At 69.7% G+C, this 15,954-nt stretch carries 11 protein-coding genes; 3 read left to right on the top strand and 8 right to left on the bottom strand.

Translation table 11 applies throughout. The annotated features are described in order from the left end of the window. Positions 1-35 precede the first annotated feature (35 nt). Together ACTWQO_RS27615 and ACTWQO_RS27610 are read left to right on the top strand one after the other, a co-directional pair. Positions 36-4,130, top strand: a complete 4,095-nt coding sequence (locus tag ACTWQO_RS27615; protein WP_443240064.1) for a HAMP domain-containing protein — start codon at positions 36-38, stop codon at positions 4,128-4,130. Between the two features lie 12 nt (positions 4,131-4,142). After that, entirely contained in the window at positions 4,143-4,697 is a 555-nt protein-coding gene (locus ACTWQO_RS27610; protein ID WP_443240063.1) for a response regulator, read from the top strand. A gap of 84 nt (positions 4,698-4,781) precedes the next feature. Here ACTWQO_RS27610 and ACTWQO_RS27605 read toward each other — a convergent pair whose 3' ends face one another. Both ACTWQO_RS27605 and lepA read right to left on the bottom strand, forming a co-directional pair. Continuing rightward, positions 4,782-6,656 (bottom strand): AMP-dependent synthetase/ligase, encoded by a 1,875-nt coding sequence (locus ACTWQO_RS27605; RefSeq protein ID WP_443240062.1) that lies wholly within the window; start codon positions 6,654-6,656, stop codon positions 4,782-4,784. A gap of 255 nt (positions 6,657-6,911) precedes the next feature. After that, positions 6,912-8,780, bottom strand: a complete 1,869-nt coding sequence (lepA, locus tag ACTWQO_RS27600) for a translation elongation factor 4 (protein WP_443240061.1) — start codon at positions 8,778-8,780, stop codon at positions 6,912-6,914. A 222-nt stretch (positions 8,781-9,002) separates the two neighbouring features. Here lepA and rpsT point away from each other — a divergent pair, with 222 nt between their 5' ends. After that, positions 9,003-9,269, top strand: coding sequence for a 30S ribosomal protein S20 (gene rpsT / locus ACTWQO_RS27595; protein WP_301980956.1), 267 nt, complete (start codon positions 9,003-9,005; stop codon positions 9,267-9,269). 180 nt (positions 9,270-9,449) lie between these two features. On the opposite strand, the gene ACTWQO_RS27590 is transcribed toward rpsT, so the two are convergent. The 6 genes from ACTWQO_RS27590 to ACTWQO_RS27565 form a co-directional block, all read right to left on the bottom strand. After that, positions 9,450-9,848, bottom strand: coding sequence for a nuclear transport factor 2 family protein (locus ACTWQO_RS27590; RefSeq protein ID WP_328364585.1), 399 nt, complete (start codon positions 9,846-9,848; stop codon positions 9,450-9,452). Positions 9,849-9,915: 67 nt separating this feature from the next. Then, entirely contained in the window at positions 9,916-10,905 is a 990-nt protein-coding gene (gene holA / locus ACTWQO_RS27585) for a DNA polymerase III subunit delta (protein WP_443240060.1), read from the bottom strand. 251 nt (positions 10,906-11,156) lie between these two features. Beyond that, on the bottom strand, positions 11,157-11,402 hold the full coding sequence (locus tag ACTWQO_RS27580; protein ID WP_362935445.1) for a hypothetical protein: 246 nt from the start codon (positions 11,400-11,402) through the stop codon (positions 11,157-11,159). 42 nt (positions 11,403-11,444) lie between these two features. Further along, the gene (locus ACTWQO_RS27575) at positions 11,445-12,281 is read right to left on the bottom strand and encodes an arylamine N-acetyltransferase family protein (protein ID WP_443240059.1); all 837 of its coding nucleotides are present in this window, start codon (positions 12,279-12,281) and stop codon (positions 11,445-11,447) included. Between the two features lie 4 nt (positions 12,282-12,285). Continuing rightward, positions 12,286-14,826, bottom strand: a complete 2,541-nt coding sequence (locus ACTWQO_RS27570; protein WP_443240058.1) for a ComEC/Rec2 family competence protein — start codon at positions 14,824-14,826, stop codon at positions 12,286-12,288. Next, on the bottom strand, positions 14,823-15,938 hold the full coding sequence (locus ACTWQO_RS27565) for a helix-hairpin-helix domain-containing protein (protein ID WP_443240057.1): 1,116 nt from the start codon (positions 15,936-15,938) through the stop codon (positions 14,823-14,825). The genes ACTWQO_RS27570 and ACTWQO_RS27565 overlap by 4 nt, the downstream gene beginning before the upstream one ends. Positions 15,939-15,954: the final 16 nt, after the last annotated feature.

Genomic DNA, 15,954 nt, shown 5'->3' with positions numbered 1-15,954 from the left:
TTCGAGCATCGGATTTGCGCCCTCTGCTCGCCGCGATGACCGCAGCCCGCGACGGGGACTTTTCCAGGGTGGCGGAATCCCGCCAGGGGTCCGGTCATGGCGACGGCCACGGCCTGGTGGCCGAACTCGCCGCCGTCTTCAACCAGATCATGGACCGCAGCAACCACTTCAACACGGAGGTGCAGCGCGTACGACGCGAGCTGGTCCGGCACGGCCGGCTCGACGAACGCCTCTCGGCCAGCCCCGGCCAGGGCGACTGGACGTCCCGTGTCAACGATGTGAACCAACTGCTCGACGCCCTGGTCGCCCCGGCCGCGAACGCCACGCGCGTGCTCGATGCCGTGGCGGGCGGCGACTTGACCCAGCGGGTCGACCTGCACGACGGGAACCGGCAGCTGCGCGGTGACCTACGGCGGCTGGGTCGGGCCGTGAACAAGATGGTGGACCAACTCTCGCTGTTCACCGGCGAGGTGACCCGGGTCGCCCGTGAGGTCGGCACGGAGGGACGGCTCGGCGGACGGGCCAAAGTGACGGGCCTGTCCGGCAGTTGGCGGGATGTCACCGAGGCGGTCAACACGATGGCGTCCCGGCTCACCGCTCAGGTGCGCGACATCGCCCTGGTGACCACGGCGGTGGCCCGCGGCGATCTGACCCGCACGGTCACGGTGGAGGCGACCGGTGAGCTGCTGGAGCTGAAGCTCACCGTGAACACGATGGTCGACCAGCTCTCCGCCTTCGCCGACGAGGTCACCCGCGTGGCCCGCGAGGTCGGCACGGAAGGGCAGTTGGGCGGGCGGGCACAGGTGCGTGGCGTGTCCGGGGTCTGGAAGGACCTCACCGACAACGTCAACTTCATGGCCTCGAACCTGACGTCGCAGGTCCGCAATATCGCCCAGGTCACCACCGCCGTCGCCAACGGCGACCTGAGTCAGAAGATCACCGTCGACGCCCGGGGCGAGATCCTGGAGCTGAAGTCGACCGTGAACACGATGGTCGACCAGCTGTCCGCGTTCGCCGACGAGGTCACCCGCGTGGCCCGCGAGGTCGGCACCGAAGGAGACCTCGGCGGCCGGGCGCAGGTACGGGGTGTCAGTGGCGTCTGGAAGGACCTCACCGAGAACGTCAACTTCATGGCGGACAACCTCACTTCGCAGGTCCGCAACATCGCGCTGGTGTCCACCGCCGTCGCCCAGGGCGACCTGTCCAAGAAGATCACGGTCGAGGCCAAGGGCGAGATCCTGGAGCTCAAGACCACCTTCAACACCATGGTCGACCAGCTCTCGGCCTTCGCCGACGAGGTCACCCGCGTGGCCCGCGAGGTCGGCACCGAAGGAAACCTCGGCGGGCAGGCGCAGGTACGGGGTGTGAGCGGCGTCTGGAAAGACCTCACCGACAACGTCAACTTCATGGCGCTGAACCTGACTTCGCAGGTGCGGAACATCGCCCAGGTGACCACCGCCGTCGCCAACGGCGACCTGTCGAAGAAGATCACCGTCGACGCCCGCGGCGAGATCCTCGAACTGAAGGACACCGTCAACACGATGGTGGAGCAGCTGCGCGCCTTCGCCGACGAGGTGACCCGCGTGGCCCGGGAGGTCGGCACCGACGGCCGGCTCGGCGGACGGGCGCAGGTGCTGGGCGTCTCCGGCGTCTGGCGGGACCTGACGGACAACGTCAACTACATGGCCGACAACCTCACTTCGCAGGTCCGCAATATCGCGCAGGTGGCGACGGCGGTGGCGCAGGGCGACCTGTCGAAGAAGATCGACGTGGACGCGCGCGGCGAGATCCTGGAGCTGAAGACCACCATCAACACCATGGTGGACACGCTGTCCTCCTTCTCCTCCGAGGTCACCCGGGTGGCCCGCGAGGTCGGCTCCGAGGGCCAACTCGGCGGCCAGGCACGGGTGGAGGGCGTCTACGGCACCTGGAAGCGCCTGACGACGAACGTGAACGAACTCGCCTCGAACCTGACCACCCAGGTCCGCGCGATCGCCGAGGTCGCCTCGGCGGTGGCCCAGGGCGACATGTCCCGCTCGATCACCGTGGAGACCCAGGGCGAGGTCGCCGAGCTGAAGGACAACATCAACCTGATGGTGGCCAACCTCCGCGAGACCACCCGGGCCAAGGACTGGCTGGAGTCCAACCTGGCCCGCCTCGCCGCGCTGATGCAGGGCCACCGCGACCTGATGGAGGTCGCCGACCTGATCCTGCGCGAGCTGACCCCGCTGGTGAACGCCCAGTACGGCGCCTTCTACCTGGCCGATCCGGACGAGGACGGCGCCGCGCTGCGCACCACCATCCCGTCGAAGGGCCTGGCGTTCATCGCCGGATACGGCGCCGCACAGGGCGCGACCGTCGAGACCGGCGGCCTCCCCACACACGGCCTGGTGCGGCAGGCGGCCCGCGAGAAGAAGCGGATCCTGGTGGAGGAGGCCCCGCCGGACTACATCAAGATCAACAGCGGGCTCGGCGAGGCGGCGCCCACCAGCGTCGTCATCATCCCGATCCCCTTCGAGGACAAGCTCCTCGGCGTGATCGAGCTGGCCTCGTTCTCCCGCTTCTCCGACGTCCACCTGGCGTTCTTCGACCAGTTCGTGAACACCATCGGCGTCGCCATCAACACCATCATCGCCAACTCCCGCACCGAGTCCCTGCTCGGCGAGTCCCAGCGGCTGGCGATGCAGCTCCAGGAACGCTCGGACGAACTCCAGGAGCAGCAGGCGGAGTTGCAGCGCTCGAACGCCGAACTGGAGGAGAAGGCCGCCCTGCTGGCCACCTCCTCGCAGTACAAGTCGGAGTTCCTGGCCAACATGTCGCACGAGCTGCGCACCCCGCTGAACTCCCTGCTGATCCTGGCGAGGCTGCTGTCGGACAACCCCGACGGCCATCTCTCCGACCAGGAGGTGCAGTTCGCGACGACGATCCACCGCTCGGGCTCGGACCTGCTCCAGCTGATCAACGACATCCTGGACCTGTCGAAGATCGAGGCGGGCAGGATGGACGTACGCCCGAAGAAGCTCCCGCTCATCAAGCTCCTCGACTACGTCCACGCCACCTTCCGGCCACTCACCCTCGACCGGGGGCTCGCCTTCGAGGTGGCGGTCGGCGAGGACGTGCCGCGCGAGATGTACTCGGACGAGCAGCGGCTGCAGCAGATCCTGCGCAACCTGCTCTCCAACGCGATCAAGTTCACCGCGTCGGGCCGGGTCGAACTCCGCGTCAGCCGGGTCAAGGACCCCCAGCACCACTACGTCCGCGACACCGACGAAGTGATCGCCTTCACCGTCTCGGACACCGGCATCGGCATCGCGCCGGAGAAACTCCCGGTGATCTTCGAGGCGTTCCAGCAGGCCGACGGCACCACCAACCGCAAGTACGGCGGCACGGGACTGGGACTGTCGATCAGCCGCGAGATCGCCGGCCTGCTGGGCGGCCGTATCGCCGCCGAGAGCGAACCCGGCAAGGGGTCCACCTTCACCCTGTACGTCCCGGTCGTCAGCCCCGGCCACTCGGCGACCGGCCCGGTGCCCGAGCAGCGCCCGCTGCCGGTGCCCGAGCAGCTGTCGGCCGAGCCCTACACCGCGCACGAGCCCGACGACAGCTGGCCGGCACCCACCAAACTGGAGGAGTGGAAATCCGGTCGCGCGGGTCAAGTCCTGCCCGGACGACGGGTGTTGATCGTGGACGACGACATCCGCAACGTCTTCGCCCTCACCCATGTCCTGGGCCGGGTCGGAATGCCGGTGCTGTACGCGGAGAACGGCCGCGAGGGCATCGAGACCCTGGAGCGCAACCCGGACGTCGAACTCGTCCTGATGGACATCATGATGCCGGAGATGGACGGCTACGAGACCATCGCCGTCATCCGCCGCACCCCCCGCTGGACAGGCCTGCCCATCGTCGCGCTGACCGCGAAGGCGATGCCGGGAGACCGTGAGAAGTCCATCGCCCGGGGCGCCAACGGCTACGTACCCAAGCCCGTCGACGTCGACCAGCTACTGACCGTCGTCTGCGCCCTCCTGGATCCGGAGGGCGCGGGCGCGGAGCACACCGACGGCGACACGGAGACAGCAGTACCGGAACCGGACCCGGCAGGGGAGGCCGCGGTTCCGCCTACCACTGAGTGAGGCACAGTCATCATGAGCGCTGAGGCAACGACCGACGAGCGCGCGAACATCCTCCTGGTGGACGACATGGAGGACAACCTGATAGCGCTGGAGGCCGTCCTGGGGTCCCTCAACGAACCGCTCGTGCGGGCACGTTCGGGCGAGGAAGCGATGAAGGCACTGCTACGGCAGCAGTTCGCCCTCGTCCTCCTCGACGTCCGTATGCCGGGCATGGACGGCTTCGAGACCGCCGCGAACATCAAACGGCTCGACCAGACCAAGGACGTCCCCATCATCTTCCTCACCGGCGCGGAGGACGACTCCGGCTACGCCTTCCGCGGCTACGCGACCGGCGCCGCGGACTACCTGACGAAGCCGTTCGATCCTTGGGTGCTACGGGCCAAGGTGAGCGTCTTCCTGGACCTGCACCGAAAGAACCGGCAACTGGAGCGCCTGAGCGGGGAGATGAGCACAAGACTGGCCGTACTGGAGGAACATCTGACGGGGGCCAACCCACTAGACAAGGCAGCGCTCCTGAGGCAGGTAGTGGAGCTACGCCAACTGGTGAACAGAGGCCGCGCGAACTGACCTAAAGGGGCGCGGGGAACTGCGCGACCAGCCACAACGAACCCGCAGCCGCAAGCAGTCCCCCACAACCCCTCCGCTCCCGCGCTACGCCTCGCGAGAGCCTTCGTACATCTCCTCGATGAGGTACTTGTACTCCCGCTCGACAACCGGCCGCTTCAGCTTCAGGCTCGGCGTCAGCTCACCGTGCTCGACGTCGAGATCCCGCGGCAGCAGCCGGAACTTCTTCACGGTCTGCCACCGCTGAAGCCCCTCGTTGAGCTCCTTCACGTACCCGTCGATGAGGGCCACCGTGGCGGGCGCGGCGACGACTTCCTCGTACGACTTGCCCTCCAGGCCGTTGTCCTTCGCCCAGGCCATGATCGACGGCTCGTCGAGGGCGATGAGGGCACTGCAGAAGTTCCGGTCCGCGCCGATCAGCACGATGTTCGAGGTGTACGGGCACACCGCCTTGAAGCTGCCCTCGACCTCGGTCGGCGCGACGTACTTGCCACCGGACGTCTTGAACAGGTCCTTCTTGCGGTCGGTGATCCGCAGGTACCCGTCGGGCGACAGCTCGCCGATGTCGCCGGTGTGGAACCAGCCGTCCGCCTCCAGCACCTCGGCGGTCTTCTCGGGCAGCCCGTGGTAGCCCTCCATGATGCCGGGGCCGCGCAGCAGGATCTCGCCGTCGTCGGCGATCCGGACCTCCGTGCCGGGCAGCGGCTTGCCGACCGTGCCGGTGCGGTACGCCTCGCCGGGGTTCACGAAGGACGCGGCGGAGGACTCGGTGAGGCCGTAGCCCTCGAGGATGTGAATGCCGGCGCCGGCGAAGAAGTACCCGATCTCCGGCGCCAGGGCGACCGAGCCGGAGACACAGGCCCGCAGATTGCCGCCGAAGGCCTCCCGCAGCTTGGCGTAGACGAGCGCGTCGGCGACCTTGTGCTTGGCGGCGAGCCCGAACGGCGCGGAGTGGTTGCCGGTGCGGCGGAAGTTGTCCTGGGTGACCTTGGCGTACTCGCGGGCGACCCCGGCGGCCCACTGGAAGATCTTGTACTTGGCGGGACCGCCCGCACGGGCCTTGGCCACGACCCCGTTGTAGACCTTCTCGAAGATCCGCGGCACCGCCGCCATGTACGTCGGCTGCACCACCGGCAGATTCTCGATGATCTTGTCGACCCGGCCGTCGACGGCGGTGACGTGCCCGACCTCGATATGGCCGGACGTGAGCACCTTGCCGAAGACGTGCGCGAGCGGCAGCCACAGGTACTGCACGTCCTCGGCGTTGATCAGCCCGGTCGCGGCGATCGCCTTCGCCATGTACGACCAGTTGTCGTGCGGGAGGCGGACGCCTTTGGGCCGGCCGGTGGTGCCGGAGGTGTAGATGAGGGTGGCGAGCTGGTCCTTGGTGATCGCGCCGACCCGTTCCTTGACCACGTCGGGGTTCTTCTCCAGATACGCGGCGCCCCGGCTCTCCAGCTCGGCGAGGGTGAGCACCCAGTCGCCGGTCTCCACACCCTCCGGGTCGATGACCACGACGTGGGTGAGCTCGGGCAGCTCGGCGCGCTTCTCCCGCGCCTTGGCCAGCTGCTCGGCGTTCTCCGCGACGAGCACCCGGCTGCCGGAGTCGGCGAGGATGAACGCCGACTCCTCGGCGTTGGTCTGCGGGTAGACCGTGGTGGTGGCGGCGCCCGCGCACATGATGCCCAGGTCGGCGAGGATCCACTCGATCCTGGTGGCGGAGGCGAGCGCGACGCGCTGCTCGGGCTGCACACCCAGTTCGATCAGCCCGGCGGCGATCGCGTTGACCCGCTCGGCGGTCTGCGCCCAGCTCAGCGACTTCCAGTCGTCCGGGCCCTGCCCGGACGCGGCCGGTACCGGGTATCGGTAGGCCTCGGCATCCGGCGTGGCGGCCACGCGGTCCAGGAAGAGGCCCGCCACGGACGGCGGACGGTTCTCGATCAAAGTCTGTGTGTCGCTCACGACATCCTCCGGGGCCCGCGGCTGCGCGGCTGGCTCATTGCGGCTGTTTTCACTGCTGCTGTTTCACTCACGAGCGGTTGCCGATCGGTTGTTTAACTCGCGAGTAACTACCGAGCAGAGATCAGAGTAGAGCGCGACCGGCCGGTGCGTAAGGGGCTGCGGCCTGTCACTTCCCCGATCGGGCGACCGTACGGACGCGCAGGGGCCCGTCGCGCTGTGACGCGACGAGCCCCAATTTTCGCGGGTGACAGGTGGCTATTTCTTGCCCTTGCCCGATCCCGCGTTCTCGTCACTGGACAGGACGGCGATGAATGCCTCCTGAGGAACCTCCACGGAACCCACCATCTTCATCCGCTTCTTGCCCTCCTTCTGCTTCTCCAGCAGCTTCCGCTTACGGGAGATGTCACCGCCGTAGCACTTGGCGAGGACGTCCTTGCGGATGGCGCGGATGGTCTCGCGGGCGATGACCCGGGAGCCGATGGCGGCCTGGATCGGCACCTCGAAGGCCTGCCTGGGAATCAGCTCGCGCAGCTTGGCGACGAGCCGCACGCCGTACGCGTAGGCCGCGTCCTTGTGGGTGATCGCCGAGAAGGCGTCCACCTTGTCGCCGTGCAGCAGGATGTCGACCTTGACCAGGCTGGAGGTCTGCTCGCCGGTGGGCTCGTAGTCCAGCGACGCGTAGCCACGCGTCTTCGACTTCAGCTGGTCGAAGAAGTCGAAGACGATCTCGGCGAGCGGCAGCGTGTAGCGGATCTCGACGCGGTCCTCGGACAGGTAGTCCATGCCGAGGAGGGTGCCGCGCCTGGTCTGGCACAGCTCCATGATCGAGCCGATGAACTCGGTCGGAGCGAGGATCGTGGCGCGTACGACGGGCTCGTACACCTCGTTGATCTTGCCCTCGGGGAACTCGCTCGGGTTGGTGACGGTGTGCTCGGTGCCGTCCTCCATCACCACCCGGTAGACCACGTTCGGCGCGGTGGCGATCAGGTCGAGCCCGAACTCGCGCTCAAGGCGCTCGCGGATCACGTCGAGGTGCAGCAGACCGAGGAAGCCGACGCGGAAACCGAAGCCGAGGGCGGCGGAGGTCTCCGGCTCGTAGACGAGGGCGGCGTCGTTGAGCTGCAGCTTGTCCAGGGCCTCGCGCAGCTCGGGATAGTCGGAGCCGTCCAGCGGATACAGACCGGAGAAGACCATCGGCTTCGGGTCCTTGTAGCCGCCGAGGGCCTCCGTCGCCCCCTTCTGCTGGCTGGTGACGGTGTCACCGACCTTGGACTGGCGGACGTCCTTCACACCGGTGATCAGGTAACCCACCTCGCCGACACCGAGGCCGTCGGCGGACAGCATCTCCGGCGAGTTCGTCCCGATCTCCAGCAGCTCGTGCGTGGCGCCCGTCGACATCATCTTGATGCGCTCGCGCTTGCTGAGCTGACCGTCGATGACACGCACGTACGTCACGACGCCGCGGTAGGAGTCGTAGACCGAGTCGAAGATCATCGCGCGGGCGGGAGCGTCCTTGACACCGACCGGCGCCGGGATCTCACGGACGACCCGGTCGAGCAGCGCGTCGACGCCGACACCGGTCTTGGCGGAGACCTTGAGGACGTCGTCCGGGTCGCAGCCGATGAGGTTGGCGAGCTCCTCGGAGAACTTCTCCGGCTGGGCGGCCGGCAGGTCGATCTTGTTCAGTACGGGGATGATCTTGAGGTCGTTCTCCATCGCCAGGTAGAGGTTGGCGAGGGTCTGGGCCTCGATGCCCTGGGCGGCGTCGACGAGGAGGACGGTGCCCTCGCAGGCGGCGAGCGACCGCGAGACCTCGTAGGTGAAGTCGACGTGCCCCGGGGTGTCGATCATGTTGAGGATGTGCGTGTTGCTCTTGTCGTGGGTGGGGGCCCACGGCAGCCGCACCGCCTGGGACTTGATCGTGATGCCGCGCTCGCGCTCGATGTCCATACGGTCGAGGTACTGAGCGCGCATCTGCCGCTGCTCGACCACCCCGGTCAGCTGGAGCATCCGGTCGGCGAGCGTGGACTTGCCGTGGTCGATGTGCGCGATGATGCAGAAATTGCGGATCAGAGCCGGGGCGGTACGGCTCGGCTCGGGCACATTGTTAGGGGTCGCGGGCACGCAGGGTCCTGTCTCTTGAGGCGCCTTATGCCTCGGGTCGGATCGATACGTAGGCTCCATGGTCCCACGGGCGGCGACCGGACACCGTTTTGGGCCGTGGGCCCGGCCACTGGTAGTCTGGGTGGCTGTGTCTCATGCCCTCTCAGCGCGAGGCACACCCCAAGAAAAATCACCGGTGCGGGACCCGTGCGGCCCCGTGCCAGAACCTGTAGAGGCTCATTCGTGGCGAACATCAAGTCCCAGATCAAGCGGATCAAGACCAACGAGAAGGCCCGGCTGCGCAACAAGGCCGTCAAGTCCTCCCTGAAGACCGCGATCCGCAAGGCCCGTGAGGCAGCTGCCGCGGGTGACGTCGAGAAGGCCACCGAGTACCAGCGCGCTGCTGCGCGTGAGCTCGACAAGGCCGTCTCCAAGGGCGTCATCCACAAGAACCAGGCCGCCAACAAGAAGTCGGCGCTGGCTTCGAAGGTCGCTTCCCTCAAGGGCTGACACTTGATTTGATCGCCGGAGGGAATCGAGCGGGCCCTCTCTCATCCGCTCCCGTCCGGCCCCCCGAGCCTGTACGCGGCCTGCGTTCGCCACGCGGGTACGGGCTCACCGTCTTGAACCGAAGGCCCCGGCGCCTCGCCCTTCCCCAGGGCGGGAGCCGGGGCCTTCGGTCTGCCTGCGTCAGGTCCAGAAGTCGTTGGACTTGTCGAGGTCCGCGAGGCACTCGTCGAGATCGGTGATCTTGTCGCCGACGATCCGGAAGACGATGCCCCCGTCCTCGTCGATGTGCTTGTCGCCCCGGTCGGCGGTGAAGCGGTGCACGGTGATGGCGTGCCCGCGGCCGTCCACGAATATGTTGCGCAGCTCGACCTGGAACGACCCGCCCGTCTCCGAGTAGAGCCGGGCGTAGTACCCGTCGAGGATCGAGTCGATCCCCTTGAAGTCCCCCGAGAGCGGGTGCGAGCCGGGTACGTGGTGCGTGCAGTCGCCGGTCATCAAGCCGCGCAGGGTGTCCATGTCTCCGCGCTGGAAGGCTTCGTAGCCCTTGCGGACGAGAGCCGCGTGCGGGTGTTCAGCCATGACAGTCGCCACCTTTCCGTCATATCGGCGATCTACGGCCGATACGCCCGATTCTCCTCTCTTCGGGCTACGCACGCCCCCTGGACCGAGCGGCCCGCGCGATCGTGACAACCGCCTTCTCGAGCGCGTACTCGGGATCGTCCCCGCCGCCCTTCACCCCGGCGTCGGCTTCCGCGACGGCCCGCAGCGCCACGGCCACTCCGTCCGGAGTCCATCCCCGCATCTGCTGGCGCACCCGGTCGATCTTCCACGGCGGCATGCCCAACTCACGCGCCAGATCGGCCGGCCGCCCACCGCGCGCCGAGGACAGCTTTCCGATCGCCCGTACGCCCTGGGCGAGCGCACTGGTGATCAGCACCGGAGCCACGCCGGTCGCCAACGACCACCGCAGCGCCTCCAGCGCCTCCGCGGCCCGCCCCTCCACGGCGCGATCGGCGACGGTGAAGCTGGAAGCCTCGGCCCGCCCGGTGTAGTACCGCCCGACGACCGCCTCGTCGATGGTCCCCTCGACATCGGCGACCAGCTGGGAGACCGCCGAGGCCAGCTCCCGCAGGTCACTCCCGATGGAGTCGACGAGCGCCTGGCAGGCCTCGGGTGTGGCCGACCGCCCGAGCCCCCGGAATTCACCTCTGACAAAGGCCAGCCGATCCGCCGGCTTCGTCATCTTGGGACACGCGACCTCCCGCGCCCCGGCCTTCCGCGCGGCGTCGAGCAGCCCCTTGCCCTTGGCTCCGCCCGCGTGCAACAACACCAGCGTGATCTCCTCGGCGGGCGCCCCGAGATACGCCTTCACATCCTTGACCGTGTCCGCGGACAGATCCTGCGCATTCCGCACGACCACGACCTTCCGCTCCGCGAACAGCGACGGACTCGTCAACTCCGCCAACGTCCCCGGCTGCAACTGCTCCGGCGTCAGATCCCGCACATCCGTATCGGCATCAGCCGCCCTGGCCGCAGCCACCACCTCCCGCACAGCCCGGTCAAGCAGCAGATCCTCCTGCCCGACAGCAAGCGTGACAGGCACGAGCGGGTCATCATCAACACTCTTCCTGGCCATTGCGACAAGCATGTCATGGGCCACTGACAACGGGGCCGAGACCTCGTCCCGCCCAGCTGCGGGCACCACGTGCCGCCCAGCTGCGAGGCACCACGCGCCGCAAAGCTGCGGGCATTCGTGCCGCCTAGGGCGGCACGGGTGGGCGCAGGCGGCACCCCGTCAGCGCCGGGCCGCGCGACCCACCCCCGCCCAGCCCCCACGCCGCGCACCCTCAAAGCGAGCCCAGCACTACCCGGCAACGCAGCGAAGCATCACGGCTCCTCCCGCCACCCCTCCCACTCCCCCACAAACGCATCCAACTCCCCCGCATCCAACCGCCCCTCCTCATCCCGCAGAACCACAAGCCACTGCGCATCCTCCGCATCGTCCTCACCGGCCAACGCATCCCGCACCACCTGCGGCTCCTCACGCACCCCGAACCGCTCCCCCAGCGCCTCCACCACCTCTTCCGCGGCATCCCGATCAGGCAGCACCAGCACATGTCTCACATCACTCACGCCCCCATTTTCCGGCACCCACCCCACCCCCGAAGCACCAGGTCAGCCAGCCCTCCCGACCAGCCCCCCAACCACCGGCACAGCCGCCAGCCCGATCCCGAACCTCTCCCGATACGCCGCGAGAACCTCCGCATCCGACCCCAGCTCCCGCACCTCCCGCGCCCCGTCCGCCGCCGTCACCGTGAGCGCCCGCCCGCTGAGCGTGACCCTCCCTCCGTCCTCCGTGAGCCGCGAGCACACCAGCGACCGCACGAAGTGCGAAGCCGCAGACGTGCTGTGCCACCACGCCCCGGCCACGAAGTCACCGAGCACCCGCGGCCGCATCTCCAGCCGATACTGCGGGCTGCCGTCGCCGACGACGTCCAGATCGAGCGCCTCGGCCGAATCACCCCGCACCCCGGCCGCATCCGGCCCCGCCTCGACGATCCGGAAGACTCCCCCGGGATCCCTCTGCTCCGCCCGCGCCTCGAACGCCAGCGGATAGTGACTGTTCGCCCCGAACCCGACGTCGGCCAGCCACTCACCCCCGTCCACCGTGCGCACCTTCAGCGCGAGATGGTCGTACGGGATCCCCGGCCGCCCCTCTTCGCCGTACACCCGGGCCGCCAGCAGCGTGACGTCGTAGCCCAGCGCGGTCAGCAACGCCCCGAACATCCCGTTGAGTTCGTAGCAGAACCCGCCCCGCCGCGCCCCCACCACCTTGTCCAGCAGCCGCTTCTCCTCCAGCACGATCTCCTCGCCGAGATGGATCGACAGGTTCTCGAACGGAACGCTCTGCAGGTGCCGCAGATGCAGCTCGCGCAGGACGTCGACGGTGGGCCACGCCGGCTGCTCCACTCCCAGGCGACGGAGATAGGCATCAACCTCTGCGGAATTCATGCCCTCAGTCTCGCGCCACGAGCAGCTCTCCGCCCGTACCCGCGACAGCCAGGGCCCCGTCCTGGTCCGTCCGCAGCACCACCGCTCCCTGCGCCCGCAGCGCCGCGACCGTACCGGGTGCGGGGTGCCCGTACGGGTTGTCCGCACCGCAGGAGATCAATGCCAGCCAGGGCGCGACCCGGCGTATCAGCTCCGGGTCCTGATAGGCGGAGCCATGGTGGGCCACCTTGAGCACGTCCACGCCGCCCAGCCACGCCCCCGCCGGTGACCTCAGCAGCGCCTGCTGGGCCGGGGGTTCGAGGTCCCCGAGCAGCAGGAGCCGCAGCCCCGCCGACCGGACGAGCAGGCTGACACTGGCGTCGTTCGGCCCCTCCGTGTCCGGCACCGTCGCAGCATGCGGTGGCGGCCAGACCACCTGCCAGCTGAGCGCCCCGCTGCGCCGCTGTTCCCCGGCGACGGCTCTCGTCATCGGAATGTGCCGCGCCGCTGCCTCTCTCCGTACGAACTCCGCCTGGTCCTCCGGTTCTTCGAGCCCCGTCGTCTGGATCGCACCGACCGCGCGCCCGTGCAGCACCCCGGGCAGACCGGCCACATGATCCGCGTGGAAATGGGTCAGGATCACCAGCGGGACCCGGGTGATGCCGAGTGTGCGCAGACAGCGGTCGGCCAGCCGGGGATCCGGCCCGGCGTCCACGACCACACCGGCGCCCTCACCCGCCGCGAGCACCAGTGCGTCCCCTTGTCCCACATCGCACATCGCCAGCCGCCAGCCCGGCGGCGGCCACCCCGTGATCACCCTGGCCAGCGGCGGCGGCTGCACGACCACCAGCAGAAGCAGCACCCCGCAGGCCCCGCACCACCAGGGATGCCGCAGCAGCCGGCGACCGACCAGCAAGGCCACCACCGTGACGAGCGCCAGCAGCGCCGCCCCGGTCCAGCTGCCCGGCCAGTCCACGCCCGCCCCGGGCAGCGCCGCCCCGGTACGGGCCACGTCCGCGATCCACCCGGCCGGCCAGCTCGCGCACCACGCCAGCGCCTCGGCCACCGGCATCGCCACCGGAGCCGTCGCCAGCGCGGCGAAGCCCAGCACCGTGGCGGGTGCGACCGCGAACTCCACCAGCAGGTTGCACGGCACCGCCACCAGGCTCACCCGTGCCGACAGCACCGCGACGACCGGCGCGCAGAGCGCTTGAGCGGCGGCAGCGGCGGCCAGCGCCTCGGCGAGCCGCGGCGGCACTCGGCGGCGCCGCAGCGCGGTGCTCCAGCGGGGCGCGAGTATGAGCAGGGCGCCGGTGGCCAGCACGGACAGCAGGAAGCCGTAACTCCTGGCCAGCCATGGGTCGTACAGCACCAGCAGCAGGACGGCCGTCGCCAGCGCCGGGATCAGTGATCTGCGGCGTCCGGTCGCGAGGGCGAGCAACACGACCGCCCCGCAGGCCGCGGCCCGCAGCACGCTCGGGTCAGGCCGGCACACCACCACGAACCCGAGCGTGAGTACGCCGCCGAACAGCGCGGTCGTCCGCAGCGGGATGCCGAGGCGGGGCGCGAGTCCGCGCCGCTCGACGCGCTGGGCCAGACCGGGCGGTCCGATGAGCAGGGCAAGGATGATCGTGAGGTTGCTTCCGGAGACGGCGAGCGTGTGCGCGAGGTCGGTCTCCTTGAAGGCCTCGTCCAGCTCCGGAGTGATCCGTGCGGTGTCCCCGACGACCAGCCCCGGCAACAGGGCCCGCGCATCCGCCGGCAACCCGTCCGTGGCCTCCCGCAGCCCGGCCCGCAACCGCCCCGCGAACCGCTGCGCCGCCGACGGCTCCCCCACGACCCGCGGCACCGCCTGGTCCCGCACCCGCACCACGGCGGCGACCCGGTCCCCGCCCACCAGAGCAGGGGCCAGCCGTGCGGTGACGCGCAGCCGCGTGGAGGGCAGCAGCCGGAGCCACGGCGAGGCCTTCGGTCCCTCGGCGGTGGGGCGTGGCCCCGCGTCGACGATCAACAGCACCGGCGCCCGCGTCTCCACCGCCGTCCCGTCCACCTTCTCGACGTGCCGCACGTCCGCGCCGATCAGCACGGCACTCGGCGCCGCGTGGTTCCCTCTGATCCGGGGCCGGGTGAGCCGGGGATCGGCGGTCACCTCGACCTCGGCCGTCACGGTCGCGTACTCCCGCGCCAGCCCTGGCACCGGCCCGCGCCGCAGATCGGCCCCGTGCAGCCCGGCGGAGGCCGCGCCCGCCGCGACACAGAGGAGGACCGCGCCGACCGAGACACGTGACCACCGTCGCCGCATCCCCAACAGCACACCCGCCGCGACCAGGCACACTCCCGTGATGCCGATGATCCACTCCGGCGGCGCGTCCAGCGCCAGCGCGGCCGTCGCCCAGGCAGCGAGCGCGGGCGGAACAAGTCGTAGGTCCGTCGGTCCTTCCTGGCGGGGGTGGGCAGCGCCGAGCCGGTTGCCGGAGGCGGTGTGCACCGAGGCGCGGGGACCGGCAGCGCCGGCCTCGCCGGAGATATCGGGGGCGGCCACACTGCGGCCACGGGTGGCACTCATGGCTGTACGAGATCCCGTAGATCGGCGAAGCGGCGGTCACCGATGCCGTTCACCTCGCGCAGCTGGTCCACCGAGCGGAAGCCGCCGTGCTGGGTGCGGTAGTCGATGATGTGCTGCGCCAGCACCGGTCCCACGCCCGGCAGGGTGTCGAGCTGCTCCACGGTTGCGGTGTTGAGCGAGACCGGAGCCACGGGAGCCGCCCCCGCCACCGAGCCGATCGTGCCGCCGGCCGCCGTACCGCCCGAGACCGGGCCGGAGCCCGAGCCTGTGACGGGACCACCGACGATCACCTGCTCCCCGTCCACAAGGAAGCGGGCGCGGTTGAGACCGTCGGTGTCCGTCCCGGGACGCACCCCACCGGCCGCACGGAGCGCGTCGACGACCCGCGAGCCCGCGGGCAGCCGCTGGATCCCGGGCTCCCGGACCTTGCCGCTGACGTCCACCACGATCTCGGCCGCCGCGGTCCCGCCCGCGGTGGGGCCGCCGGGAGCCTTGCTCGGCTCGCCTTCCGCTTGCGCTGCTTCCGCAAACGGAGCAACCGCCTGTACGACCTCGGGCGGGCGCACGGGCTGGGTCCGCCCGGTCCAGAAGTGCTGCACGGCGAAGGCCGCGGCGACGACCAGCAGCGCGGTGAGTGCGACCACGCTCCTGCGCTCCAGCCCGCACCGCGCCTGCAGCCACACCGGCATCCGCTCCCGCAACACCGGCCCGACCCGGCCCCGCCAAGCACTCACGCCATCTCGGGCCCGGGCACCGGCATCGACGTCCGCGGCGGCGGGCGGGCCATGGTCGCCGACTCCTCCGCCGGCCGGCGGCACATCGTCGCCGACATCCATGTCGGCGTACGGGATGTGAGGTTCGGCATACGGGACATCAGGGGCGCCCACGCCCGAGTCCCGACCCGCCGTCTCCTCTCCCAACTCCCGTCGCCGCCCGCCCCGTTCGCCGAACAGAACCTCCGCGCGTCGGCGAAGCTCCTCCGCCGACGCGTATCGGTACCGGGCCCGGCCCCGGGGGTGTGGGCGGCGATGGCGGGTGCGGCCGTCGGAAGCGGGGCCGCGACCAGGGCCGCTGCTTGCAATCGCTGTGCGTGAACGTGATCGAAGTGTCATGCGACGAGGATCGGGC

The sequence above is a fragment of the Streptomyces sp. 4N124 genome (assembly GCF_052245395.1).
Taxonomy (GTDB): Bacteria; Actinomycetota; Actinomycetes; order Streptomycetales; family Streptomycetaceae; genus Streptomyces.
This window is presented reverse-complemented; position numbering and strand designations above follow the sequence as displayed.